We start from the raw sequence: 25,741 nt of genomic DNA on the forward strand, positions 1-25,741 counted from the left end.
AACACTGATTGTTCCGGAAGCCGAGATGGACCTTCCGGAAGCAGGACAGTACTTTGTGAGAGTAAGAGCAACAAATACATCTGGAAAAACGCAGGATGCATTTGATTATTATGTAACAGATGAAGGAAAATATTATGGTATGAGGTGCTTTTACATAACAGAAGATAGTACGGTAGAGGAAGACGATTATGAAGAAGGCTGACAGGAAGAAAGAACGTTTTCGTAACGAGTGGAAATATCTTATCAGTACCAGTGAGAAAGAAGTCCTGAATCTTCGGATGAAGCCACTTATGAAACTGGATCCTCATGCAGAAAATGGAGGATATCTGATACGGAGCCTGTATTTTGATGATTACTGGAACAGTGCATATGAAGAAAAGGAAAGCGGCGTTCTTATGAGGAAGAAATACAGGATACGAATTTATAATTATAGTGCTGAAAGTATCAAGCTGGAAAGAAAAAAGAAGTTCGGCAGTTATATTTATAAAGAAGATGCCCCTCTGACAAAAGATGAGGTGCAAAAAATTCTTTCCGGCGAGTATGAATTTCTTCTGAAAAGCCCGTATAATCTTTGCAGGGAATTTTACATAGAATGTATGAGTAATATGATGCGGCCGAGAACAATCGTAGATTACGAGAGAGAACCATGGATCATGGATGAGGGAACAGTCAGGATTACATTTGATACAGATGTCAGAGCGGCTGTTGGAAGCTATGACATTTTCGACAGTACGCTTCCGGCTTTATCTGTACTGGAACCGGGAAAACTGATCATGGAAGTGAAATTTACAGAGATGCTGCCTCAGATTCTGAGAAATCTTCTGCCGCCGCAGGCAGCAGAATTTACAGCAGTTTCCAAATATGTACTGTGTTATGAAAAAACGCGGTACATGAATGGATTTGAGTATTGGTATGATACACAGGGGAGGATGATAAGATGAGTGTACAGGATATGATAAAAAAATCTGTACTGGAATCAGGAATGTTCAGTCAGTATGATATACCTAAGATATTGGCTGCTCTGGCAGTGGCTTTGATTTTGGGAAGTGTGATTTATCTGGTTTATCAGAAATTTTATGTTGGAGTTATTTTCTCCAGAAGTTTTGCAGTTACACTTGTGGGAATGACAGTGCTTACCTGTATGGTAACACTTGCGATCAGCAGCAATATTGTGATTTCTCTTGGTATGGTTGGTGCATTGTCTATTGTACGTTTTCGTACAGCAATTAAAGATCCGATGGATCTTCTGTATCTGTTCTGGGCAATCACATCGGGGATTACAGCCGGTGCAGGTATGTATGCATTAACTCTGTTGACAGCTGTGATTATCATTCTGATGATCACCCTGTTTTATCACAAACAACAAAATGGAAGAATTTATATTGCAGTGATTCATTATCAGGGAACTCAGGCGGGAGATGAAATTATCCGTTGTTTTGGAAAAAGAAAATATTTCGTAAAATCAAAAACTATGCGCAATGAAAAAACAGAAATGGCAGTGGAAATATATTGCAGACAGAATGATATGGAGTTTATGGAAAAAATCCGGGATATCGGTGGAGTGGAAGATGTTACATTGATTCAGTATAATGGAGAATATCATGGCTAAAAGTCAGAAACGATATCTGGTTCTGTTGGGTTTTGGACTTTTAGTTATTATAGCAGCAGGAGTATGGATGGTATTTGGAAGAAAAACTCAGATATATGAAAAAACAGAAGAAATTTTTGGAAATCCATTAATGGGATATGCACCTTGTGCCTGGGAAGAAACAATAGGAGAGGATATATCTTTACTGTATATGGATATTACCTGGGCTGAACTGGAACCGGCGGAAGGAAAATATGACTGGGAGAAAATCGAAAGAGAAAATCAGACTGACAGATGGAGAGAAGAAGGGAAACACCTGGTACTGAGGTTTGTGTGTGATATTCCCGGGGAGGAAAAGCATATGGACATTCCACAATGGCTATATGACAAAACTGATCATGCGGGAACCTGGTATGATATGGAGTATGGAAAGGGATATGCTCCTGATTATAATAATGAACAGATGATACAATATCACAAAAGGGCAGTTAATGCACTTGGAGAGCATTTTGGCAGAGATGGACTGGTCAGTTATATCGAACTTGGAAGTCTGGGGCACTGGGGAGAATGGCATGTAAATATTTCCGCAGGAATACAGAGTCTGCCGGAAGAATCTGTAAGAGAACGTTATATGATTCCATGGACAGAGGCCTTCCCTGATTCCATGATACTGATGAGAAGACCTTTTAGTGAGGGAGAACATTATGGAACAGGTCTCTACAACGATATGACCGGACAGCCAGAGAGCACAGAGGAATGGTTTCGCTGGATTAATGAAGGCGGTGAGTTTGACCAGACTCATGAGAAAAAAGGGTTATCCGCAATGAAAGATTTCTGGAAAAAGTTTCCTTCCGGAGGTGAGTTTACAAGTTCAATTACAATGAAAGATTTGCTTGACACAAATCTGGATCAGACAATAAATCTGATAAAGAAAGCACATACTACTTTTCTTGGACCGAAAATAGCGGATAAAACTTATGAAAATGGTTATAGGAAAGTTTTAGGAAGCATGGGATATCGTTTGTGGATTTCGCAAGCAAGCCTTATTCAGATGCCGGGTTATGTCAGCCTGAATCTTAAATGGAAGAATGATGGAGTTGCACCATTTTATGAAGACTGGCCTGTATGGGTTCTGGTAGAAGATGAGGATGGAAATAGTCTTGAAAAAGAAGCGGTTGACATTTCGTTAAAATCACTTCTGCCGGAAGAAACTTTACAGACAAAAACAAGAATGCAGGTAAAAAAGCTGATCTCACTGGCCGGAAAGAAATATAAGATCAGTATAGGTATTGAAGATCCGATGACTGGGAAATTAGCTGTTCGATTTTCAATGAAAGGAACTTATAATGAAGGGAAAAATTATCTTTTTCAGTAAACTGAAAGAGTTACGTTTTGATATTTAGAAACTAAAATTACCTTATTTAATTACTATAAATGAGCAAATTTGAAAAAATGCACAAAATTATCCTGCTAATTTCATAAATGCTTCAAAATCATCACTTGCTTTTGCACATAGGAATAGATACTGATACTTTTCCTGATGAACGGCACTACAGATTCGATGATATCCATCTTGAAAAGACCGATATCCGCCAGTTCCTGTGACACAAATATAATGTGTCAGTGACATCAACAGCCAGTACCTCTGTATTCCCTTTGAGGAGCGTATCTGGTATGTATCCAGGGCCAGATGGTTTTTGCATTGCCTGAAAAATATCTCAATCGGCCATCGACAAACATAACAGGAAAGGATCTCCTGTGTAGATAAGGATACATTTGTGCTAATGAAAGCACGTAGTGCTTTAGGATTACCAAATGCTTTTTCAGGATAGCTTAAAAGAACAACTGCATTTTCTATGCCGCTGAGGTTTCCCTCATACCGGTACACATAATAGTTGCGTTTTTTGACTGTGACGAGGTCAAATCCTTTATGTGTTGTGGATCGTTCAGCAGCCAGTTCACTGAGTTTCTTTTTCATTCCTGATGGATACAGCAGACGGTTTGTTTTCAAAGCACCAATGGTATGGAACCCTTTCTGTACAAAAGTATTGATTATTTTTTCAGAAACATACCAGCAGTCACAAAGGAAATAAGACATTACTGGTGGAACAGGCAGTTCCTTTGCAATATTTTGTACAATATCAATCTTGGAAATTGATTTATTGTACATTACAAAAGCATAGTTCAGGACAATGCCGTTACAGGAAAGCATAACAGCTACTGCCTGATGTCCGTAGTCTTGTTTCCCCTTTAAATGGGATTGGTGAAAGTACGCATCTTCAATCGGATGCAGAGCCTGTGACGAAGGCTTTGTCTTTGAAGCTATCGTATCGTCTACAATGCAGAAAACAGGCTTTCCGGTGCGTGCTGCTTCTGAATAAATAATCTCTATAACAGAACGTTTTAACGTATCTAAAAGTAGAGAATCATCCCATTTCCCTGAATTAAGGAAATGTGCAATCGTAGTTCTGTGACAGGAACTGTTTTTAGCAAAATCCGTGGTTTTTCCATGATATCCTGAAATGAAAATGCTGATCAGGATACTTATAAGGTGGTTTATCACCCGGTTCGAATAAAATTTGCATAAATTTAATTTCTTAAGCTGGTTGTATATGAATGCGGAATGATGTATAGTATTTGCGAGAGACACCTTCTTTCGTAAATGTTGCAAATGTTTGTTTAGGCACTTTCATTATACAACACACGGAATCGAGGTATCTTTCTTTTATGCAAAATCACGAACTTGCTCATTTATAGTAGTAAAAATATTTTAGCATAAACAAAGAAATGCCACAAGAGAAGGTAGTGCTGCAAAGAGACCCTTATTATGGAATAGATACTGGAATCTGAATATTCAAGACCATAGTAAAAGTGAATAAAAAAACATATAAATATTAGATGTAAATTATTGACGTTAACCAAATGGAATTATATAATAAAAATATAATGAAGTTGGGGAAAAGCCTTAGCGCGGAGTAAAAATAGTTTTTGACTTTTAGCCCCTGATATCATATTATAAAAATAATGCATGTTTCCAGTAATATGGAATTAAAAGGGAAACCGGTGCAAGTCCGGTACGGTCCCGCCACTGTAAAAGGGAGCTTTTTATCATATATGTCACTGCTTAAGAGGCGGGAAGACGATAAAATGCGATGAACTTAAGTCAGGAGACCTGCTTGCATTAAAAAAGGTTATTTCTTACGGTGTATAAGAAAGGCTTTATTTTTATACCTAAAATACATTTTAAGAAAAAGATCTTTTTTATTTCAGGAAAGGATGTGAGAAAAGAAAACTTGAATTTTTATACAAATACGACAGAAAGGTAAAAAAGGAATGAAAAAGATAATAAGTTTTATATTGACAATGATTATGCTGCTTACCTGCACCAGTATTTCAGTTATGGCAGCTGACACTCAGAGTGATACAACAAATCAGGACGGAAAAATGACAATAGGAGTGTCCGTATATAATCTGAATGATGCAGAAGTAAGAGCATTTAGAAATTATTTTGAAAATTATGTCGGCATGGCTTTTGATGTCGAGTTTTTATATTCTTCCAGTATAAGTACAGCAGAAGAAGAAATCAGCTTTATCAACGAGCTTCATGAAAGAAATGTAAAGGGAATTATTTCTTTCCTTTCCTCAGATCTTGAAGAAGTTCTTCCGGTATGTGAAGAATATGGTATGTATTATGTACGTGGCTCAGGAACGATCAGTGATGAAATGTATGAGAAAGTAAAGGATAATCCTTATTTTCTGGGAACAATAGGAACATCTGTTGAAACAGAAATGGATGCGGCTGCCAATATGGCGGAGTATTTTGTTTCAGAGGATCAGAATAACCAGAATCATTACATAATAGCATGTGGAGGATCTGCTATCGGTAATGAGATGCATCGTCTGAGAACGATTGGTATTCTGAATAAGCTTCAGGAAGCATATGGCCTGTCATATGAGAAGTCTGTAGAAGAACTGGTGAATACGCAGGATACTGAAGAAATTGAAACAGGCAGTGACATTAAGATTACTCTGGTTCCGGGGTATCCAAAAGATCACCTGGATGAAAAGCTGGCTGATTCGCTGAATACAGGAGAGTATAATGTTATTCTGAGTGTAGTGAGCGCAAGTGATTTTATCAAGATAATTGATGCTTATGAAGAAGAGAACAGTACAGATGTATTGTTGGGTTCCATTGACTGTTTTACAGAAGATACATACGAAATGTTTAATAAAAAGGGATATAACGGCAAGGAAAGAATCGACTATCTTGTAGGAAAATACGGTGCTATCGTTGCACCATCATTTGTTGCCATGAAAAATGCTCTGGAAGGCTTTGCAGAAGATTACCGTGAAGATGGAAGTGCTTTCCGGCTGCAGCAGTCATTCTGGACAGCGGATTCAGTAGATGAGTTTAATAAGCAGTATGCGTTATCTATTGGAATGTATGATAATACATATAGTGTAGAGGACATGATGGAAGTTCTGAAATCCTATACACCGGAAACAAATTTTGAGAAATTCCGGAAATTTACGGAAAAATAGATAGAAAATAAGAGTCTAAAATAATTGACGTATACATGATGGTATGTTATGATAAATGAGTATTCATACGGTCATTTAATGATTTTAGAGATAAGTTCAGACCAGCAGAAGCGTCCTGCTGGTCTGATTAAAAGGGAAACCGGTGTAAATCCGGTACGATCCCGTCACTGTGATAGTTGGTTTTCAGCTGAATGCCACTGGAAGATATTTTTCTGGGAAGGTGCTGAAAATGGGTAAGCTTAAGTCAGGAGACCTGCTTATTTCTGGTAAAAGAGATTCTTGCGGACGACGAGAAATCCTGATTAAGAGTTACAACTTCATGTGTTGCATATATATGTTTGATTCTTTAATGGTAAGATTTCGTGACGGATGTGGGAGCATCTGTCTTTTTTTTCGTTCAAAATCACAGGAATGGACAGTATGAGAAGGAAGAAAAACAACGAAGAAACAAAAAAAGAAAGGAAGTAAAGGATGAAAAAAACAAAAAGAGAATTACTTGTGTTAGCAGCGGCAACAACAGTTGCATTATTAATGGGAGTTACTGTACAGGCGAAGGGTGATGAGAAGGTTTTAAACTTCGGATGTCAGATGTACACAGATGGATGTGTAAACAGTGCAAATGATGAAAACAGTGGATGGAATGCTATGAGATATGGTATTGCTGAAGCATTATTTAAATTCGATGACAATATGGAAGTTATCCCGTGGCTTGCTGAGAGTTATGAAGTAAATGACGAGCATACAGAATGGACGATCAAGCTGAAAGACGGAATTAAATTCTCTGACGGATGTGATTTAACTCCGACAAAGGTAAAAGAGTATTTTGATCACATGAAAGAGGTAGGACCTTCCGGATCTGCCAAACCGGAGAAATATCTGGAATTTGAAGCAGAAGTTACTGTAGATGATGATGCAAATACTATTAACATCAAAACAAGCAAACCATATGCAAACCTTGTAGGACAGCTCTGCCACCCAACTATGGGAATCACAGATGTAGAACATATTGAAAACTACGATAATGGAATTATTGGAACAGGTCCATACAAGATTGAAGAATTCAATGGTGTAGGTGTTGGTTATACATTAGCTGCAAATGAGTATTATCGTGAAGATGTTCCATACGATAAGATCAATCTGCTGTTCATGGGAGATAACTCCGCAAAAACAATGGCTCTCCAGAGTGGTCAGGTAGACTTGGTTGAGAATATCACAAATGTAGCAGATATTCAGGATTTCCAGGACAGTGATGACTTTACTGTTGATATTGCATCCGGTGTACGCTGCGGATTTGCATGGATGAACTTTGATGGTGTTCTTGGAAACAAAACACTTCGTCAGGCAATCCTGATGGCAATTGACTATGATACAATCTGTAATTCCAGAACAATCGGTGGACTTTATACACCAGGATTTTCCGTACTGCCATCTACTCTGAACTATGATTACGACAAACTTGAGAATCCATATACCTATGATCCGGAAAAAGCAAAACAGATTCTGGATGATGCAGGAATCGTTGACACAGATGGAGATGGAATCCGTGAACTGGATGGCCAGAATATCAACCTTAGATATATTTCTTATGAAAACCGTCTTCTGAATGACTTTGCAGATGCTCACGCACAGTATCTTGCAGAAATCGGCATCGGTGTTGTTCCTGAATACGGAAGCTCAGATGATCAGTGGAGTAAACTTGCAGCACTGGATTATGACTTTAATAACAATAACTGGATCACTGTTGGTACCGGAGATCCTCTGGCATATATGGCTAACTGGGCAACTGATACCAGCTACTGCGCATACTCCAACCCGGACTATGATAAGTTATATGAAGAATTAAAAGGTGAAATGGATCCGGAAAAGAGAAAAGATCTGATCTTCCAGATGCAGCAGATCCTGGTAGATGATGCAGCGGTTCTGATTGATGGATACTACAACTCATCTATGATCTACAGTAAGAAAGTTGGTTCTGCACATATCCATACAGCAGATTACTACTGGCTGTCAACAGAAATTACTCCTGCAGAATAAGAAAAGTCTGCGAATTGTGAAGTTACTGAATAGTTACAAACAGAAATAAAAAGAGGTGTCTTTTTTGAGTAAAAAGCAAATAATCAAGCGTTTATTACAGATTGTGATCGTATTGATCGGTATCAGCTTTATTACATTTGCACTGACCTTTATGTCACCAGGTGACCCTGTACGAAACATGTACACGGCAACCGGTGTAATGCCTACTGAAGAAATGGTTCAGGAGACACGCGAGGAACTTGGTCTGAATGATCCGTTTCTGGTGCAGTATACCAGATGGCTTAAGAACTGTCTGAAAGGTGACTTTGGCAAATCATACAGCTTAAATAAACCAGTTACAGAACTTCTTGCAGCCAGATTATGGCCGACTTTGAAACTTACATTAATGGCCATGATCCTTATGCTGGTTATTTCTGTACCTTTAGGTATGTTGTCTGCCATATATAAAGATAAATGGATCGATTATCTCGTCCGGGGAATTACATTCCTCGGATGTGCGATGCCTAACTTCTGGGTTGGACTTCTGTTAATGCTGGCATTCTGTGTTTATATCAATGCATTTCCGGTTATCAGTTCTGCGGGAGACTTTAAGAGTCTGTTTCTTCCGGCTTTGACACTTGCGATTGCAATGTCTTCCAAATATACCAGACAGGTAAGAACAGCGGTGCTGGATGAACTGAGTCAGGATTATGTGATCGGTGCACAGGCAAGAGGAGTAAAGAAATCAAAGATTATCTGGGGCAATGTATTTCCAAATTCATTGCTTCCGCTGATCACAATGTTTGGTCTTTCCATAGGATCACTTCTTGGAGGAACCAGTGTTGTAGAAGTAATCTTCTCTTATCCGGGTCTTGGAAACCTTGCAGTTTCAGCAATCACATCCAGTGATTACAATCTGATCCAGGGATATGTATTATGGCTTGCCCTGATTTATATGGTCATTAACCTGATCGTTGATGCATCTTATGTTTATATTGATCCACGTATGCGTTTAAAGGAGTAGAATCATGAAAAAGAAAAACAGATTTTTAGCAAATAAAACTTTTGTCGTGTTTTCTATTCTTGCAGTCTGTATTATTCTGACAGCAGTATTTGCACCGGTGGTAACCAGAGGGGTTGACCCGTTAAAAGGTTCTCTGGTAGATGCACTGCTTCCGCCATGCAAGGAACATATTTTTGGAACCGACAAAATGGGCAGGGATATTTTTTCAAGAGTTATTTATGGAGCACGTGCATCTCTGTCAGCAACCTTTGGTGTTGTTGCCCTGATCTTTCTGGTGGGAACTGTTACCGGAGTCCTTGCAGGATATTTCGGAGGTGTCATTGATGCTGTTATTATGCGAATTGCAGATATGATGCTTGCTTTCCCAGGACTGGTACTTGCTCTTGCTGTTGCAGGTATTATGGGCGCAAGTATCAAAAATGCGATCATCGCTATTGTAGTAGTAAGCTGGACCAAATATGCGCGTCTGGCACGAAGCCTAGTTATGAAGATCCGTGACAGGGATTATGTATCAGCAGCGATCGTTACCGGTTCCAAAACACCGTATATGCTGTTTCGATATATGCTTCCAAATGCACTTCCTACACTGATCATTACTGCTGCCACAGATATAGGTTCCATGATGCTGGAACTGGCAGCAATGTCCTTCCTGGGATTTGGCGCGAAGCCGCCGGCACCGGAATGGGGTTATATGCTGAATGAAGGAAGAGCGTGTATGCAGTCCGCTCCGTGGCTGATGATCTTCCCGGGTCTTGCTATTTTTGTAGTAGTTGTTGTATTTAATATGCTTGGGGATTCCATCCGTGATATCCTCGATCCAAGAAATGAGTAGGAGGAATAAACATGCTGAAATTAGATAATGTGACAATCTCCTACAAAAATGTTCCAACTGTTCAGAACTTTAATCTGGATATGAAAGAGGGACAGATCGTTTCTCTGGTAGGAGAATCCGGAAGTGGAAAAACCACTGTTATCCGTGCTGTTCTGGGACTTCTTGCAGGTGGCGGTAAGGTCACAGAAGGAAGTATTACGTTTGAAGGAGAAGACCTTTTATCCTATACACCGGAACAGTGGAGAAAACTTCGTGGTTCTGATATTTCCATGATTTTTCAGGACAGTGGTGCAATGATGAATCCGACACGTAAAGTCGGAAAGGTATTTACAGAATATATTCTTACTCATGAGAACATTTCCAAGAAAGAGGCATGGAGTAAGGGAATCGCAATGCTGGAGCGAATGAGACTTCCGTCTCCGGATAATATTATGGAATCTTATCCTTTCCAGTTATCCGGTGGTATGAGACAGCGAGTTGGTATTGCGATGGGAATGACTTATCAGCCGAAGCTTCTTCTTGCAGATGAACCGACTTCTGCACTGGATGTAACAACACAGGCGCAGATCGTACGTCAGATGATGAAGCTCAGAGATGATTACCATACAGGCATTATTGTAGTAACCCATAATCTGGGTGTAGCTGCCTACATGTCAGATTATATTGTTGTAATGAAGAACGGAAGAATGGAAGACCAGGGAACAAGAGAGTATATTCTGAAAGAATCAAAGAACGAATATACCAGAAAACTTCTGGAAGCAGTTCCATCCCGGGGAGGTGAACGATATGTCTGAAAAAAGAGAAGTCATACTGGAAGCGAAACATGTAACCAGAAGATTTGCGGCATCACATGGACGTACTCTGCTGGCGAACAATGACATCAATCTGAAAATGTACAAAGGCGAAACACTGGGTCTTGTAGGAGAATCCGGATGTGGTAAGAGTACATTTATGAGATTTCTGGTTTCTCTTGATACACCTTCAGAGGGTGAGATTCTGTACCGCGGTACAGATATCACGAAATTAAAGGGAGAAGAACTGAGAAATAACCGTCAGAACATTCAGATGGTATTTCAGGACCCGACCTTATCTTTTAATCCGAAAATGAACATTCGTGATATTGTGTGCGAACCTTTGATGAATTTCAAAAAGATTAAGAAATCTGAGAAGGATGCTGTCTGCAGAAAACTTCTTGAGATGGTAGAATTACCGGGAGATTTTGCGGATCGTTATCCTCACAATATGAGTGGTGGACAGCGTCAGCGTGTTGCAATCGCGAGAGCACTGGCACTGGAACCGGAAATCGTTGTTCTGGATGAAGCAACTTCCGCTCTTGATGTTTCTGTTCAGAAAACAGTAATTGAACTGATCACGAAGCTTCAGAGAGAAAAGAACATCACATTTGGTTTTATCTGTCATGATATTGCACTGGTTCAGTTAGTGGCACATCAGGTAGCCGTTATGTATCTTGGAAACCTCGTAGAGGTTCTTCCGGGAAAAGATCTTGATATGAAAGCAATGCATCCATATACAAGAGCACTGATGGGTGCAGTATTTGATATTAATATGGACTTTTCCAAACCAATCGAGAGTATTGAAAGTGAGGCTCCGAGCCCACTGGATCTTCCACAGGGATGCCCGTTTCAGGGAAGATGTGAGCATTGTATGGATATCTGCAAAAAAGAGAATCCAAAACTTGTGGAAGTGGAAGATGGACACAGTGTTGCCTGCCATTTGTTCCAAAAGGGCAGTAAATAATGAAAAAAGATAGTCTGATCTCTGAAAATATAGGAAAAGCATTATTACTTTTTGTACTTCCACTGATTGCGGGAAGTCTGATCCAGCAGTTGTATACAACAGTTGATGCGGTTATCGTCGGACAGTTTACGGGAAAAGTCGGACTTGCTGCAATTGATTCTGTACATACACTTTTTAAGTTTCCGATTAACTTTATGAATGGTCTTGCAACTGGTGCGACGATTATGATCTCCAGATATTTTGGAGCAAAAGATAAAGAAGGACTGCATTGCGCAGTGCGGACAGCTCTTTTGCTTGCCGGTATTCTGGGAATTATCTGTGCAGCAGCCGGTGCTGTTTTTTCTCCATGGCTGCTTGATATCATGTCTGTTCCGGAAGAAGTTCGTGCAGGATCACTAATCTACTGCCGCATTTATTTTGGCGGAATATGGGCAATGATCCTTTATAACATGATGGCAGGAGTCCTGCGAGCGTTTGGAGATTCTAAAAAGCCATTATATGTACTGGTCGTATGCAGTGTGGTTAATATTGTTGTAGACCTCATACTGGTAGGACTTATGCATACTGGTGTTGGAGGAGCGGCAGCAGCTACTGTACTTTCTCAGATTGTAAGTGTTGTACTTACCGCATATTTTCTTGTGAAATCTGATTTCCTGGAAGAAAAGATAGGAATCAGAACTATGAAAATCTGCAAAGAGCATATGGGGATGATGGTAAAAAAAGGTTTCCCGTTAGCTCTTCAATCTATGTTGTTTCCAATTGCCAATTCTATTGTTCAGGCAAGTGTCAACACAATGGGAACTGACAGTATTGCGGCATGGGGAATTTGTGATAAACTGGATTTACTGATCTGGCTGATCGCGGATTCTATGGTACCTGTACTGACGACATATACCGCACAGAATCTCGGTGCCGGTAAGACGAAGAGAGTAAAGAAAGGAGCACTGATCGGTACTGGGTTATCTGTAATCGCAGTAGGAATTATCAGTCTTGTTCTTTACTTCGGTTCAGGACTGATTGGACCGTTGTTTATTGATCAGAAAGACGTTCCGACACTGATCCCGCTGGTTGTAAGATATATGCAGATGATGGCACCTTTTTTTGTATTTTATGCAGTTGCAGAGGCGCTTTCAGGAGCCTGCTGTGGTCTGGGTGAAACGCTGGTACCGATGATTACTACATTACTTACAATTTGCCTGTTTCGAGTAGTATGCATTTTGCTTGTTTTACCGTCATTTAAAACAATGGAATGTATTGTATGGATCTATATTGGATCATGGGTTGTGTCCGGTGTTGCTTTTGCTGTTTTATATCTGGCAAAAGTCAGGAAACTCTACCATAAGAAAATTAAATAAAAAGATTGCAATCATTTTGTAAATGATAGATGACACAGAGGATATGGCAGGAAGAATGATCAGGCGGTATCCTCTGTTTTTATATATTTGCTATTTTTCTAACATTAAGCTATTGACAGAGGACGAAAATCTGTTATAATAAAATAAACAAATGAACAAGTGCTCATATGATAATGTGAAAAAATATTCATGAGCCAGAAAGGAAAAAATACTATGAAAAAGACTTACAAAATTGACGTAGACTGCGCAAACTGTGCAAATAAAATGGAGGAAGCTGCTAAGAATACAGCAGGTGTTAAGGATGCAACTGTAAACTTCATGATGCTGAAAATGATCGTTGAATTTGAAGACGGACAGGATCCGAAAGCAGTTATGAAAGATGTTCTGGCAAACTGCAAGAAAGTAGAAGACGACTGCGAAATCTATCTTTAATTCAGGAACGATTTCTGTTGATAATATATTTACGGGAATTGTCGTAAATTAGCAGAGAGGGACTGCGGCACAGAGATATATCAGGCGGTTATGGTTATCCACTGATATATATTCTGGCGGCGGTCCTGTTTTATAAGAAGTGAGGTATTAAGATGAATAAGAAGCAAAAAAAGATGCTGATCAGAATCATCGTAGCGGCGGTATTGATCGTGCTTTTTTCTAAATTGCCGATAGATGGATATGTCAGATTTGGACTGTTTATGATTCCATATCTGGTAATTGGCTATGATATTCTTCAGAAAGCATTTAAAGGTATCAGAAATAAACAGGTATTTGATGAGAATTTCCTGATGGCAGTAGCTACTGTGGGAGCAATCCTGCTTGGAGATTATTCCGAAGGTGTTGCGGTTATGTTGTTCTACCAGATCGGAGAACTTTTCCAGAGTTATGCAGTAGGAAAGAGCAGACGTAACATCAGTGAACTGATGGATATCCGTCCGGATTATGCCAATATTGAAGTAGATGGAAAACTTGAACAGGTAGACCCGGATGAAGTTGAAATTGGTACTGTAATTGTTGTACAGCCAGGAGAAAAAGTTCCGATTGATGGTGTGATCATTGATGGTGTTTCTATTTTAAATACCAGTGCTCTGACCGGAGAAAGCCTTCCAAGAGATGCAAAAGCCGGGGATGAAGTAATCAGCGGATGTATCAATATGACAGGTGTTCTGAAAATCCGTACGATCAGAGAATTCGGAGAATCTACCGTATCCAAGATTCTGGAACTTGTGGAGAATTCCAGTTCCAGAAAATCAAAATCAGAGAATTTTATTTCAAAGTTTGCCAAATATTATACTCCGGTTGTATGCTACGGAGCACTTGCACTTGCTTTTATTCCTCCGATCGTACTTTTGATCATGGGAAAACCGGCTATGTGGGGTGATTGGATTTACCGAGCACTTACTTTCCTGGTAATCAGCTGTCCATGCGCACTGGTGATCAGTATTCCTTTAAGCTTCTTTGCAGGAATCGGTGGAGCAAGTAATCAGGGCGTTCTGGTTAAAGGTTCCAACTATCTGGAAACACTTGCACAGACCAGCTATGTAGTATTTGATAAAACTGGTACAATGACACAGGGTGTTTTTGAAGTAAGCGGAGTTCATCATAATGAGATTTCAGATGAAAAACTGCTGGAATATGCAGCTCTTGCAGAATGTTCTTCTTCCCACCCGATCAGTAAGAGTCTTCAGAAAGCATATGGAAAACCAATTGACAGAAACAGAGTCACAGATATTGAGGAAATCAGCGGTAACGGTGTGACTGCAAAAGTGGATGGTATATCTGTAGCAGCAGGAAATGCGAAATTAATGAAACGTCTTGGAATTTCCTATCAGGAATGTCATCATGTGGGTACAGTAATTCATATGGCTGTAGATGGAAAATATGAAGGTCATATTCTTATTTCTGATATTCTGAAACCTCATGCAAAAGAAGCAATTGCAGAATTGAAGAAAGCAGGCATTAAGAAAACAGTTATGCTTACCGGCGATTCTAAACGTGTTGCAGACCAGGTAGCAAAAGAACTGGGAATTGGGGAAGTTTACAGTGAACTTCTTCCGGCAGATAAAGTAAGTAAAGTAGAAGAATTACTTCATCAGAAATCCGAAAAAGAGAAGCTTGCATTTGTGGGTGACGGTATCAATGATGCGCCGGTACTGTCCAGAGCAGATATTGGTATTGCTATGGGTGCACTGGGTTCTGATGCAGCGATTGAAGCAGCAGATATCGTACTGATGGATGATGATCCGCTGAAAATTTCCAAAGCGATTAAGATTGCAAGAAAGTGTATTCATATTGTATATGAGAATATTTATTTTGCAATTGGCATTAAGATTTTGTGTCTGATACTTGGTGCGCTGGGAATTGCCAATATGTGGATGGCTATTTTTGCAGATGTAGGTGTTATGATCATTGCGGTATTAAACGCAATCCGTACTTTATTTGTAAAAAACCTGTAACTGTGAAGGTACTGAACAGTTACAAAAATTTATAGAATAACAGACAGTTGCAGACAGGAAGGAAAATGGTGAAAGCGTGGAAAAACATAAAGACGAGGCTTGTGACTATTATGAAATTCATGAAGATTCAATGGAAATTATAAATAAAACAATGCCAGAAGAGACGGAACTTGAGGATTTGGCAGATTTGTTTAAGATTTTCGGAGATTCTACAAGAATCCGTATTCTGTTTGTGCTTTTCGAAACAGAGGTATGTGTATGCGACCTTGCGAAAGCACTGAATATGACACAGTCTGCAATTTCCCATCAGCTTAGAATCCTGAAGCAAAACAAACTGGTGAAGAACCGACGAGAGGGAAAGTCCATTTTTTATTCTCTGGCAGATGATCATGTGCGGACGATTATCAATCAGGGAAGAGAGCATATAGAAGAAAATTAATCCGATGTGAACGTATGGTAAAAGTAAAAAGCAGGGAGTTGATATTTCAAGTATTGGCTCCCTGTTTGAAAATATAAAAGTTTTATAGAACTAACTATTGAAAGTGGAATTTACAGAATGAAATAAGAGCCTGCCAGTGGATGATAAGATCTGGCAGAGATGGAATGAGTGGAAGGAGAAGATTTGATGCGAACATTACGAGTAGCAGACCTGGAAGCAAAACCGGGTGAGAAAGTATCAGGATTTGTGCACATCATCGGGGCAGAATTCGGAATTCCGGTAACACTGATCTGTGGAGAAAAAGAGGGGGAGACTGTTCTGATCTCCGGTGGGGTACATAATGCAGAATATGTAGGAATTCAGGCAGCTATGCAGCTTGCAGATGAGCTGGATCCGAAGAAGATCGCAGGAAATATCATAGTGATCCGTCTGATGAACCGAACTGGATTCGAACACCGTACCATGAGTCTTACTTATGAGGATGGAAAAAACCTGAACAGAGTTTTCCCTGGAAATCCGAATGGTACACTTAGTGACAGGATCGCTTATACTGTTGTGACAGAATTTTTCCCGAAGGCAGATTACTATGTGGATCTGCACTGCGGTGATGGATTTGAGGGACTGGTATCTTATGTATACTGTACAGGGGCAGCAGCTCCGGAAGTAGCTGCAAAGAGCCGTGAGATGGCGGAGATCGCACATGTAGATTATCTGGTAACTTCCATGTATGGAACAGGCGGAGCTTACAACTATGCCGGAAGCATGGGAATCCCAAGTATCCTGCTGGAACGTGGACACAGTTCCCGCTGGTGCGAAGATCTGGTAGCGGAGGATGTTCATGATGTGAAGAATATCCTCAGACATCTGAGAATCCTTCGCGGGAAGTCCCATATTCATGGCAAACCACCGATAGAAGTAAGTCCTGTGATCTATGAAGATGCCCCGGTATCAGGCTGCTGGTATCCGGCGAAACAGCCCGGTGAGACCTTTAAAGAAGGCGAAGTACTGGGAAGAATCTGCGATTATTTTGGACGTGAACTGTTTGTATACAGAGCCAAAATGGGTGGTATTATTCTTTATCAGACCATCAGTCTGTGCATTATGAAGGATACGCCGATGGTTTCTTATGGTACCTGGGATGAGGATACACAGGGTAAGATTGAAGTAGGATGTGAAGTGTGCGGAAATGAGAAACATAAGCATGGACACCATCATCATAAATCAGAGGAAAAACATCATAAACGGCATGAACATCATAAGCATCATGAGGATAAATAAATACTTAAGTAAGACAGAAATGGGTTCGACCAACTCAAGTGAACAGCAAAGCAAATGAGCTTATCGGTTCGACATAAATATAAAAACAGGGTATAAAAATACGGCTGACTATATCCGGGTTAAATGCGGATATAGTGCAGCCGTATTTTATACTATAGCAAGCCTCTTAATCAATATGCATTATTTATGAGGCTTGCTATAATCTTCGTGAAACAGAATCTGTGTAAAGAATCTTACATCTGAGTCATCTGCCCAGCAGACCATACCTACTGCATCAGCCATTTTCTGTGCATCTACACTGTAGGCGGACATACAGGAACAATTCTTATACGGTCCTGCGCTCATGATCAGGATATCTTCTTTTCCCGCTTCCTGCATCTGTCTGGCAAGCTGTTCTGTAAGAATATTCTGTGCATGCTTCGCCTGCTTGAAAAGTACCGGATCCATGATCGGATCCTTCAGAACAGTCTGGAGAACCAGTGCCTTTTCATATTTCAATGCTTTTGCCTGCATTTCTTCTACAGTACCGCAGGCAGGCGGACATGCAGGAACCAGGTTATAATTTCCACAGAGATTGTCCTCGCAGAACTGTCTGTATTCCGGTACAAATACCAGATCCTTTGTATCCATGATCGCCGCATCTGCGAAACCCATGGAAAGTGCTTCTTTTATTAAATCCATAAGAATGACTCCCTTCTTAAAGCGGATTATTTTGGCTTGAACATATCAAGGTGAATTATAACATTTTGAAATAAATAAAATCAAGTTTTGTCGAGAACTTCTGATGAGGGAAACTTGATGTAACAAAAAACTTATGTTAACATATAGATATGCAAATTGGGGGATATTAATAAGAGGAAGTGATTATATGCCGGAAAATATCAGAAACATCATATATAGATTTTCTCAGGAGTTAAGACGTATTTTGGGCGATAAATTGACAAAGATTATCGTATATGGATCATATGCGAGAGGAGATTTTCGAGAAAATTCTGATATAGATATTATGATTTTGGTGAAAATGTCTGATGAAGAAATTCGATTAGTGAAGAATGATATTTATGATCTTGCATTTGAGTTTGAAATAAATACAGGAATAGAGTTCTCTCCCATCATTAAAAATGAAGACCAGTATGAGTATTGGATTGATACGTTACCTTTTTACCGAAATGTGCGAGATGAGGGGGTAGTGATCGATGAATGACAAAAAAGAGGATTTATGTATATACCGTATTCGGAATGCGGTGGAGACATTGGGAGTGGCAGTATTATGCTTAGAAAGTCAACATTATAAAGATTCAATAAATCGTAGTTATTATGCTGCTTTTTATGCAATAAAAGCAGTATTAGCTTTAGAAGAGATTGATTTTAAGCGTCATAAGGATGCGGTTGCGTATTTTAATAAAACTTATATAGCAAAAGAGATTTTTCCAAGAGAAATGGGAAAGAGGTTGGGAAGACTAAAGCAGGAGAGAGAAAATAGTGATTATGATGATTTTTACGTTGCATCTTTAAAAGATGCATCAGATCAATATAAGTCAGCGAAGCTTATTATTGAAAAGATAGAAGAATATCTGTCAGAGAAAGGTATTCAATATTAACTTGTCGACACACTAGAGAAATGAATTAGCGAGAGGAAATCTTATGAAGCTGACGGCAGAAAACAGCAAGGGTGAAAAAATGAAATACCGTCTTGCGCGGTCGATGAAGGAATGTATGAAAACGATGTCTGTAGATAACATCACAGTAAAACAGATCACAGAGAATTGTGGTGTTACGAGGCAGACTTTCTATCGGAATTTTATGGACAAATTTGACCTTATCAACTGGTATTTCGATAAGCTTCTGGCGAAATCCTTTGAGCATATGGGAATGGGAAAAACTGTTTATGATGCTCTGGTAAAGAAGTTTACCTATATTCAGGAAGAGCATGTTTTCTTTGCAGCAGCATTTAAGTATGACAGTCAGAACAGTCTGCGCCAGCATGATTTTGAACTGATCCTGGACTTCTATGAGAATCTGATTCGTGAGAAAACAGGAAGGATTCCGGATGAGACCATACATTGCATTTTGGAAATGTACTGCCATAGTTCTATTTATATGACTGTAAAATGGGTACTGGGAGAGTTGGAATGTGCACCGGAGGGACTGGCGAAAATTTTAGTTGACGGGATGCCTGGAAAACTCTCGGAATTGTTTGAAAAGCTGGAAATATTGTCATAAATATAACAATATTAATGCATAATTTTGCACCCAGTTTTTCGGCATTATTGCACAAATATTGTGAGAAGGTTACATTTGAGCTAAAGTGTAACTTTCTTTTTTTATTTTATATTGTTAAGATAATAACAAAGATAAGTGATGCGGAAACTTACCTAATACTGAAGAATACCGAAAGGAATGGAAATCATTATGGCAAACAGAATTAACTTAAATCAGACATCTTATCACGGAGCAGGAGCGATCGAGGAAATCGCAAACGAAGCAAAAGCACATGGCTTTAAGAAAGCTTTCGTATGTTCTGACCCTGATCTTGTAAAATTCCATGTAACAAGCAAAGTTACAGACATTCTTGAGAAAAACGGACTTGCATATGAACTGTATTCAGACATCAAACCGAACCCGACAATCGAGAACGTACAGCATGGTGTTCAGGCATTTAAGAATTCAGGCGCAGATTATCTGATTGCAATCGGCGGCGGTTCTTCCATGGACACTTCCAAAGCAATCGGTATCATCATTGCAAACCCTGAATTTGAAGACGTAAGAAGTCTTGAAGGTACAGCTCCAACTAAGAAACCCTGTGTACCGATCATTGCAGTTCCGACAACAGCAGGTACAGCAGCAGAGGTAACTATCAATTACGTTATCACAGATGTAGAAAGAAAACGTAAATTTGTATGCGTTGACCCACATGACATGCCGATCATCGCAGTTATTGATCCTGAAATGATGTCCTCCATGCCAAAAGGATTGACAGCTTCTACAGGTATGGATGCCCTCACTCATGCAATCGAAGGATATACAACAAAAGCTGCGTGGGAAATGACAGATATGTTCCATTTAAAAGCAATCGAGCTGATCTCCAAATCTCTCCGCGGTGCTGTTGAAAACACAAAAGAAGGTCGTGAAGGAATGGCTCTTGGACAGTATATCGCTGGTATGGGATTCTCTAACGTAGGTCTTGGAATCGCTCATTCCATGGCTCATACACTTGGTGCTGTTTATGACACACCACACGGTGTTGCCTGCGCAATGATGCTTCCAATTGTTATGGAATACAATCAGGAATGCACAGGTGAGAAATATCGTGAGATTGCCAGAGCAATGGGCGTAAAAGGTGTAGATGAAATGTCTCAGGATGAATACAGAAAAGCAGCAATCGAAGCAGTTAAGAAACTTTCTGTTGATGTAGGAATCCCGACTAAACTGGAAGCAATCAAAGAAGAAGACCTTCAGTTCCTGGCAGAATCTGCACACGCAGACGCATGCGCACCAGGAAACCCGAAAGATGCAAGCGTAGAAGATTTGAAAGATCTGTTCCGTAAGATTATGTAATTAATAATGGTTATAAGATGAAATAAAAAAAGCACCGGCTGTAATGGAGTACTGTCACAGTCAGTGCTTTTTTATTTCCCATAAGTGTGCTGATGCTCTGAGTGTGGCGGGATTGTGCATGAGAAGCAGTGCCATATGTAAGTGTAAACGGACGAGAATTTTGTTTATAAAATGATTAGAATTGGGACACTGATTAAACACATTTCTTTTGTATGATGGAAACGTAATGGGGAAAAAATGGTTATTTTGCAGTACAAATGTGGAAAAAAGGTAAGTTCTGCAAAGAAGTACAGAATAAGAAATATGAAAGACAGAAGAATAACAGCAGAGGTTTTTACAGGAGAAATAATATGACAGATGAAGAATACTATGAATTTATACAACCATATGAAGATGCTAAACAGATGCTTCTCACACGTCTTGATGTGTTGAATCACAACCTGTACGGTGAAGCATCTGCAAGACCGATCCACAACATCCAATGCAGGATCAAGAAGAAACAGAGCATTGAAGAGAAATTACAGCGAAAGGGAAAAGAACCTACTGTGATGAATGCGAAGGATTATCTTCAGGATATTGCAGGTGTCAGAGTAATCTGCTATTTTGTAGATGATATCTATAATCTGACAGAACTTCTGAAGAGTCAGAGTGATTTGATCGTGATCAAAGAACGGGATTACATTGGAAACCCGAAGCCAAATGGATATAGAAGCTATCATGTGATCGTAGGAGTGCCGGTATACTGTCTGGATGGAATGGAATACTTCCCGGTGGAGATACAGTTTCGCACTATGTCCATGGATTTCTGGGCCAGTATGGAGCATAGGATTTCCTACAAAAAGGAACGCACAGATAAAGAACAGCTAAAAGAGGAATTAAGAGAATATGCGAATATGCTGGTAGAGATCGAGAGCCGTTTTGAGCAGTATAATGAGACGGATCATCAACAGGAAAAAAGAACAGCAGAAGTAAAACAGTCACTGTAAAAGGTGGCTGTTTTTGTGTCTTGTATTTTTTATAGTGGGATGTTAGTATAACATTGGTTTATAGTACTCTTATATTATTTTCTGACAGCACCTTCAGAAAATAATATAAAGGTAACTATTCAGCAGTTTATTATCCTGCTGAGGTACTGAACAGTTGTGATTCTGGAAATAAGAGAAGGAGAAGCGTGTGAAATATAATCAGAAGAAGAAAAAAGAAAACATAGAGATATTTCTGTTTATCATGGTGATGGCTGTTTTTGCTGCTGTTCTGGGAGTTATGTCACTGGGAGAAAAGATGCAGCCGGTGAACCAGATCAGGAAGATATCTTCTGGCTGGTACTATTATGACAACGGAAAAAGAACAGAAGTTACTCTTCCGGATACAATACAGGCAGAGAAAGGGGAAGAACTGATATTATATAATGACGGGATTACTGATCTGGATGCCGGTAAGGTAGTTACAACCAGAGGTGCACAGTATGATCTGAAAATCTGGCTGGGTGACCGTCCCATCTATGAATATCAGGATACAACCTTTGTAAGGAATACGCAGATGAAATCAAAACTGGAATGTGTAGGGGAAATCCCTACAGACATGCAGAATGAGCCGCTGAAGCTGGTTTATTCAAATCCACATCACGGAAAGTACGTTTTGACTTCTGTTTATATTGGAACCGGAAGTGCAGTCATTGCTTTACATTTACAGAATTCAGGAATAGTTATAGGTATTGCTTTGTGTTTTCTTGTTTTGAGCGTTATTTCTCTGTTGATTACAGTTTATCTGAAATACCGTCAGATGCCGGATGCCAGATTTCGCGATGTAGCATTGTTCCTTATGATATGTGCAGTCTGGCTGATTACAGATTCTTCTGCGATCCAGACCTATAGCAGTCATCCGGATATGCTTTGTACGATTTCTTTTTATATGTTTATGTTACATTCGGTACCGATGCTGCATTTTGCCCAGAAAATAGGTGGACTGAAAAAGGAACGCATTTTGGATGCAGGAATTGCTGTGTTTTATCTGAATGCATTTATTCAGGGACTTCTGGCCTATTTCGGGGTATTCACGTTTGCAGATATGCTGTTTGTAACACATGTTCTGCTGATAACGTGGGTACTGATCGTAGCGGTACTGCTCTGGAAAGAATATAGAAAGAAGCCGGATCGAAGTGTGCAGATCATATTGATCGCTTATATGATATTATTGTTCAGTGGACTTTTGTCACTGTCATTGTACTGGCTGTTTGAAATATCCTATTATGGAGCAATATTTGAGTTTGGAATACTGGTATTTCTGGTTATGATCATTGCAGATACTGTGATCAGTCTTGTTGGAAAGGTCCGTTACCGGACAGAAATGCAGGCATATGAACGACTGATGAAAGAGGACTGGATGACCGGAATGCAGAGCAGGGAACCTTTTGAAAATCTGCTGGCGGAAATTCCGAAAACCATGAATGAGCATAAGGATATCCTGCTGGTCTTTATGGATATTGATTATCTGCGCAGGATCAATAATGATTTTGGCAGAGCGGCAGGAGATGAGGTTATTGTGGCGGCTGCCAGATGCATTGAGAATGTTTTTGGAGCAATCGGAAAATGTTATCGCACAGGAGGAGATGAGTTTGCGGTAGTTGTGTTTGATCCGGAGGAAGACAGGAATGCATTGTCTGAGAAACTGGATAAAGAAATAAGGCGTTATAACAGAAACAGCAGATATCGTATGTCTATTTCAAGAGGTTTCAGTTCAATTCGGGATGACAGGGGAAAGCTGAAGACAACTGGTGAATGGAAGTATGAGGCAGATACGAATATGTATCAGAATAAAATGAAAGAGAGAAAGACACATGAATTATAATATAAACTTTCAGGTAGCGGCAGTTATTATTACAGCGTTACTCTTATATCATTTTCTGACGCAGAAGAAACTGCATAATGCAAATGTGAAAACATTTACATATATACTTGTCCTGAGCGGTTTATATATTTTGTCTGACCTGTTGGGTACGCTGACAATTATGAATTACACAGCGGAAGATGAAGGAACTGTCATGGGTATTCTGACAGGAATCTATTTGCTTGATATTCTGATTCCTTATATTTTGTATTCATGTATTCCTGATTCGCGTGAAAATGAGAAAAAGAGCGGTGCATTATCTGTGATCTGTGCCGGGATTACGGTGGCTATGATGATAGCTGTACTTGGAAACCTTGGAAGCGGGGGATTTTTCTGTTTTGACAGTAATGGCGTTTTTCAAAAAGGAACAGGGTACGTGTTTCTTTATCTCTATGCCCTGGTTTATATCGTTCTGATAATGCAGCGTATGATCAGAAGCAGAGAGGACTATACGCCGGAAAAGATGAGTATTGCAGGCGAATTTCTTGTGATCGAAGGCGTATGTATAGGAGTGGAACTGTACACAGGGTACATATTTCTGTCAGATTTTGGACTGGCACTTGGTCTCATATTTCTCTATCTTATGATGAACAATCCAGGTGATTATATAGACAGTACAACAGGAGCATTTGATAAAAGGTATTTTGATAACTGGATACAGGAGAAATTTACCAAAGGAATCGAGTTTCATGTGATTGCTGTAGAGCTGTTTATGCTGAAACAGATTAATAAGGTTTACGGAAGTAGTACAGGTGATCTGCTTCTGGTACAGATTGCAAGAGAACTGCAAAACATTACAGGTTCTGTACAGGTGTTCCGAACCACAGGAAACTGTTTTCTGATCATTACAGATTCATTGACAGAATATGAGAAAAAAAGACAGGAGATTGAGAACTATTTCAAAGAACCTTTTGAAACTGACGGGGAAAAAATCACTTTTCCGGCAATCATCTGCGGGATTATCAACGGTGAAAAGATGGAGAAGGAAGATGTACTGCTGGCATATATCGAGTATCTGATATCTTTGGTAAAACGTGCAGATGAAACGGTAGTGATCCAGTCAGATGACAGGATTCTGGAGGGCTTCCGTTATGAAAAAGAGGTGGAGCATTTCCTGAAAACAGCAGTGGATAAAGACCTGTTTGAAGTGTACTATCAGCCGGTATTCTGGACAAAGGAAGATCGTTATATTACTCTCGAAGCTTTGAGCAGGCTGAAGCATCCCTGTATGGGAATGATCCCGCCGGATGTGTTTATCAGTATTGCAGAAAGGCAGGGGCTCATCGCACAGATCGGACTGCTTCAGTTCAGAAGGGTGTGCCGTTTTATTAAAGAGAATGAATATATGATGAAACAGATTAAGAATGTAAAGTTCAATCTGTCACCTTCCGAACTGTTAAAACCGGGACACAGTCAGCTTCTGATCGATATAGTGAAGGAGTATGAGCTTTCACCGAAATATTTTCAGTTTGAGATTACTGAGACAGTGGCAACTGAATACAGTGAAAGTTTCTGCAAAGCTGTGGAGGATTTTACGAATGCGGGAATCGGATTATGTCTGGATGATTTTGGTTCAGGGTATGCAAATCTGAATGCAGTATTGAGACTTCCGTTTGATGTGGTGAAAATGGACAGATCGTTGTTAACAGGGATTACCTGTGATGAACAGGCTGCTGTTTTTTACCACAGTATTGTGACGGTTATGCAGAATATGGGTTATACAATTGTAGCAGAAGGAGCAGAAACAGAAGAAGAGGTGAGTCTGCTGAGAGAATGGGGCGTGGACATGGTCCAGGGATATTACTTCTCAAGACCACTTCCGGAGGTAGAGTTGCTGAGACTTTTCATGTTATAGGAAATTATTCCGTAATATACCTATAACATAAAAAGGTCCTCCGGACAGAATCGCACTGCGCCGGAGAGAAAGCAGGTGTTGTTCAATCAGATATAAATGATTGAACGACATCTGCTTTTTTAAATAATTTAAAAACAGAAATACAATACACTTATAAAGATGT

The 25,741-nt window shown here is 39.7% G+C and carries 23 protein-coding genes, 1 pseudogene and 2 riboswitches; of the genes and pseudogenes, 22 read left to right on the top strand and 2 right to left on the bottom strand.

The genetic code is table 11. The features are described 5' to 3' along the window. The 4 genes and pseudogenes from AC075L_RS08340 to AC075L_RS08355 form a co-directional block, all read left to right on the top strand. Positions 1 to 202 (top strand): annotated as a pseudogene (locus AC075L_RS08340) (CotH kinase family protein); the annotation flags it as partial. After that, positions 189 to 941: a polyphosphate polymerase domain-containing protein gene (locus AC075L_RS08345; protein WP_022380433.1), complete on the top strand. Its 753-nt coding sequence runs from the start codon at positions 189 to 191 to the stop codon at positions 939 to 941. The pseudogene AC075L_RS08340 and the gene AC075L_RS08345, both read left to right, overlap by 14 nt. Further along, positions 938 to 1,609, top strand: coding sequence for a DUF4956 domain-containing protein (locus AC075L_RS08350; RefSeq protein WP_008707171.1), 672 nt, complete (start codon positions 938 to 940; stop codon positions 1,607 to 1,609). The genes AC075L_RS08345 and AC075L_RS08350 overlap by 4 nt, the downstream gene beginning before the upstream one ends. Continuing rightward, positions 1,602 to 2,963, top strand: a complete 1,362-nt coding sequence (locus AC075L_RS08355; protein WP_227226689.1) for a DUF4832 domain-containing protein — start codon at positions 1,602 to 1,604, stop codon at positions 2,961 to 2,963. Before AC075L_RS08350 ends, AC075L_RS08355 begins: the two co-directional genes overlap by 8 nt. 87 nt (positions 2,964 to 3,050) lie before the next feature. Here AC075L_RS08355 and AC075L_RS08360 read toward each other — a convergent pair whose 3' ends face one another. Next, positions 3,051 to 4,151 (bottom strand): transposase, encoded by a 1,101-nt coding sequence (locus AC075L_RS08360; RefSeq protein WP_242857124.1) that lies wholly within the window; start codon positions 4,149 to 4,151, stop codon positions 3,051 to 3,053. 448 nt (positions 4,152 to 4,599) lie between these two features. Next, positions 4,600 to 4,782: riboswitch (cobalamin riboswitch) on the top strand. A gap of 139 nt (positions 4,783 to 4,921) precedes the next feature. Between AC075L_RS08360 and AC075L_RS08365 the strand changes: the two genes are divergently transcribed. From AC075L_RS08365 to AC075L_RS08415, 11 genes are all read left to right on the top strand, one after another. Next, complete coding sequence (locus AC075L_RS08365; RefSeq protein WP_117676950.1) at positions 4,922 to 6,130, top strand: hypothetical protein; 1,209 nt, start codon at positions 4,922 to 4,924, stop codon at positions 6,128 to 6,130. A gap of 75 nt (positions 6,131 to 6,205) precedes the next feature. Next, a riboswitch (cobalamin riboswitch) is annotated at positions 6,206 to 6,405 on the top strand. A gap of 196 nt (positions 6,406 to 6,601) precedes the next feature. Continuing rightward, on the top strand, positions 6,602 to 8,164 hold the full coding sequence (locus AC075L_RS08370) for an ABC transporter substrate-binding protein (RefSeq protein WP_117676949.1): 1,563 nt from the start codon (positions 6,602 to 6,604) through the stop codon (positions 8,162 to 8,164). A gap of 55 nt (positions 8,165 to 8,219) precedes the next feature. Beyond that, positions 8,220 to 9,167, top strand: a complete 948-nt coding sequence (gene nikB, locus AC075L_RS08375; RefSeq protein WP_306452298.1) for a nickel ABC transporter permease — start codon at positions 8,220 to 8,222, stop codon at positions 9,165 to 9,167. Positions 9,168 to 9,171: 4 nt separating this feature from the next. Continuing rightward, on the top strand, positions 9,172 to 9,999 hold the full coding sequence (gene nikC, locus AC075L_RS08380) for a nickel transporter permease (protein WP_008707164.1): 828 nt from the start codon (positions 9,172 to 9,174) through the stop codon (positions 9,997 to 9,999). Positions 10,000 to 10,010: 11 nt separating this feature from the next. Then, positions 10,011 to 10,793, top strand: coding sequence for an ABC transporter ATP-binding protein (locus tag AC075L_RS08385; protein ID WP_020993291.1), 783 nt, complete (start codon positions 10,011 to 10,013; stop codon positions 10,791 to 10,793). Then, a complete protein-coding gene (locus AC075L_RS08390; protein ID WP_020993290.1) occupies positions 10,786 to 11,757 on the top strand; it encodes an ABC transporter ATP-binding protein in 972 nt (323 codons plus the stop codon). Before AC075L_RS08385 ends, AC075L_RS08390 begins: the two co-directional genes overlap by 8 nt. Next, complete coding sequence (locus AC075L_RS08395) at positions 11,757 to 13,112, top strand: MATE family efflux transporter (RefSeq protein ID WP_008707162.1); 1,356 nt, start codon at positions 11,757 to 11,759, stop codon at positions 13,110 to 13,112. The genes AC075L_RS08390 and AC075L_RS08395 overlap by 1 nt, the downstream gene beginning before the upstream one ends. 213 nt (positions 13,113 to 13,325) lie before the next feature. After that, entirely contained in the window at positions 13,326 to 13,544 is a 219-nt protein-coding gene (locus tag AC075L_RS08400; protein ID WP_020993289.1) for a cation transporter, read from the top strand. A gap of 152 nt (positions 13,545 to 13,696) precedes the next feature. Beyond that, on the top strand, positions 13,697 to 15,562 hold the full coding sequence (locus tag AC075L_RS08405) for a heavy metal translocating P-type ATPase (protein WP_008707160.1): 1,866 nt from the start codon (positions 13,697 to 13,699) through the stop codon (positions 15,560 to 15,562). A gap of 130 nt (positions 15,563 to 15,692) precedes the next feature. Next, a complete protein-coding gene (locus AC075L_RS08410; RefSeq protein ID WP_081017038.1) occupies positions 15,693 to 16,001 on the top strand; it encodes an ArsR/SmtB family transcription factor in 309 nt (102 codons plus the stop codon). Between the two features lie 186 nt (positions 16,002 to 16,187). Continuing rightward, entirely contained in the window at positions 16,188 to 17,279 is a 1,092-nt protein-coding gene (locus AC075L_RS08415; protein WP_020993288.1) for a M14 family metallopeptidase, read from the top strand. A 180-nt stretch (positions 17,280 to 17,459) separates the two neighbouring features. On the opposite strand, the gene AC075L_RS08420 is transcribed toward AC075L_RS08415, so the two are convergent. Further along, complete coding sequence (locus tag AC075L_RS08420; RefSeq protein ID WP_008707157.1) at positions 17,460 to 17,960, bottom strand: DUF2284 domain-containing protein; 501 nt, start codon at positions 17,958 to 17,960, stop codon at positions 17,460 to 17,462. Positions 17,961 to 18,147: 187 nt separating this feature from the next. Here AC075L_RS08420 and AC075L_RS08425 point away from each other — a divergent pair, with 187 nt between their 5' ends. The 7 genes from AC075L_RS08425 to AC075L_RS08455 all read left to right on the top strand — a co-directional run bounded on the left by AC075L_RS08425 (position 18,148) and on the right by AC075L_RS08455 (position 25,578). Then, positions 18,148 to 18,483, top strand: a complete 336-nt coding sequence (locus AC075L_RS08425) for a nucleotidyltransferase domain-containing protein (protein ID WP_008707155.1) — start codon at positions 18,148 to 18,150, stop codon at positions 18,481 to 18,483. Further along, entirely contained in the window at positions 18,476 to 18,880 is a 405-nt protein-coding gene (locus tag AC075L_RS08430; RefSeq protein ID WP_008707154.1) for a HEPN domain-containing protein, read from the top strand. The genes AC075L_RS08425 and AC075L_RS08430 overlap by 8 nt, the downstream gene beginning before the upstream one ends. Before the next feature lie 43 nt (positions 18,881 to 18,923). Continuing rightward, positions 18,924 to 19,502 (top strand): TetR/AcrR family transcriptional regulator, encoded by a 579-nt coding sequence (locus tag AC075L_RS08435; RefSeq protein ID WP_008707152.1) that lies wholly within the window; start codon positions 18,924 to 18,926, stop codon positions 19,500 to 19,502. Between the two features lie 189 nt (positions 19,503 to 19,691). After that, positions 19,692 to 20,837 carry a lactaldehyde reductase gene (gene fucO / locus AC075L_RS08440; protein ID WP_008707151.1) on the top strand — a complete coding sequence of 382 codons (1,146 nt, stop codon included), beginning with the start codon at positions 19,692 to 19,694 and terminating at the stop codon, positions 20,835 to 20,837. A gap of 350 nt (positions 20,838 to 21,187) precedes the next feature. Next, the gene (locus AC075L_RS08445) at positions 21,188 to 21,823 is read left to right on the top strand and encodes a GTP pyrophosphokinase (protein WP_008707150.1); all 636 of its coding nucleotides are present in this window, start codon (positions 21,188 to 21,190) and stop codon (positions 21,821 to 21,823) included. Positions 21,824 to 22,010: 187 nt separating this feature from the next. Continuing rightward, positions 22,011 to 23,684 (top strand): GGDEF domain-containing protein, encoded by a 1,674-nt coding sequence (locus tag AC075L_RS08450; RefSeq protein ID WP_008707149.1) that lies wholly within the window; start codon positions 22,011 to 22,013, stop codon positions 23,682 to 23,684. Next, entirely contained in the window at positions 23,674 to 25,578 is a 1,905-nt protein-coding gene (locus tag AC075L_RS08455; RefSeq protein ID WP_118409218.1) for an EAL domain-containing protein, read from the top strand. Before AC075L_RS08450 ends, AC075L_RS08455 begins: the two co-directional genes overlap by 11 nt. Positions 25,579 to 25,741 lie beyond the last annotated feature (163 nt).

The organism is Blautia sp. ZXY-1-B12 (assembly GCF_056339915.1).

Bases quoted from the DNA above. Each gene is read 5' to 3' on its own strand.
- AC075L_RS08345 (WP_022380433.1), top strand. From the start codon at position 189: ATGAAGAAGGCTGACAGGAAGAAAGAACGTTTTCGTAACGAGTGGAAA.
- AC075L_RS08350 (WP_008707171.1), top strand. From the start codon at position 938: ATGAGTGTACAGGATATGATAAAAAAATCTGTACTGGAATCAGGAATG.
- AC075L_RS08355 (WP_227226689.1), top strand. From the start codon at position 1,602: ATGGCTAAAAGTCAGAAACGATATCTGGTTCTGTTGGGTTTTGGACTT.
- AC075L_RS08365 (WP_117676950.1), top strand. From the start codon at position 4,922: ATGAAAAAGATAATAAGTTTTATATTGACAATGATTATGCTGCTTACC.
- AC075L_RS08370 (WP_117676949.1), top strand. From the start codon at position 6,602: ATGAAAAAAACAAAAAGAGAATTACTTGTGTTAGCAGCGGCAACAACA.
- nikC (WP_008707164.1), top strand. From the start codon at position 9,172: ATGAAAAAGAAAAACAGATTTTTAGCAAATAAAACTTTTGTCGTGTTT.
- AC075L_RS08385 (WP_020993291.1), top strand. From the start codon at position 10,011: ATGCTGAAATTAGATAATGTGACAATCTCCTACAAAAATGTTCCAACT.
- AC075L_RS08390 (WP_020993290.1), top strand. From the start codon at position 10,786: ATGTCTGAAAAAAGAGAAGTCATACTGGAAGCGAAACATGTAACCAGA.
- AC075L_RS08395 (WP_008707162.1), top strand. From the start codon at position 11,757: ATGAAAAAAGATAGTCTGATCTCTGAAAATATAGGAAAAGCATTATTA.
- AC075L_RS08400 (WP_020993289.1), top strand. From the start codon at position 13,326: ATGAAAAAGACTTACAAAATTGACGTAGACTGCGCAAACTGTGCAAAT.
- AC075L_RS08405 (WP_008707160.1), top strand. From the start codon at position 13,697: ATGAATAAGAAGCAAAAAAAGATGCTGATCAGAATCATCGTAGCGGCG.
- AC075L_RS08410 (WP_081017038.1), top strand. From the start codon at position 15,693: ATGGAAATTATAAATAAAACAATGCCAGAAGAGACGGAACTTGAGGAT.
- AC075L_RS08415 (WP_020993288.1), top strand. From the start codon at position 16,188: ATGCGAACATTACGAGTAGCAGACCTGGAAGCAAAACCGGGTGAGAAA.
- AC075L_RS08420 (WP_008707157.1), bottom strand. From the start codon at position 17,960: ATGGATTTAATAAAAGAAGCACTTTCCATGGGTTTCGCAGATGCGGCG.
- AC075L_RS08425 (WP_008707155.1), top strand. From the start codon at position 18,148: ATGCCGGAAAATATCAGAAACATCATATATAGATTTTCTCAGGAGTTA.
- AC075L_RS08430 (WP_008707154.1), top strand. From the start codon at position 18,476: ATGAATGACAAAAAAGAGGATTTATGTATATACCGTATTCGGAATGCG.
- AC075L_RS08435 (WP_008707152.1), top strand. From the start codon at position 18,924: ATGAAGCTGACGGCAGAAAACAGCAAGGGTGAAAAAATGAAATACCGT.
- fucO (WP_008707151.1), top strand. From the start codon at position 19,692: ATGGCAAACAGAATTAACTTAAATCAGACATCTTATCACGGAGCAGGA.
- AC075L_RS08445 (WP_008707150.1), top strand. From the start codon at position 21,188: ATGACAGATGAAGAATACTATGAATTTATACAACCATATGAAGATGCT.
- AC075L_RS08455 (WP_118409218.1), top strand. From the start codon at position 23,674: ATGAATTATAATATAAACTTTCAGGTAGCGGCAGTTATTATTACAGCG.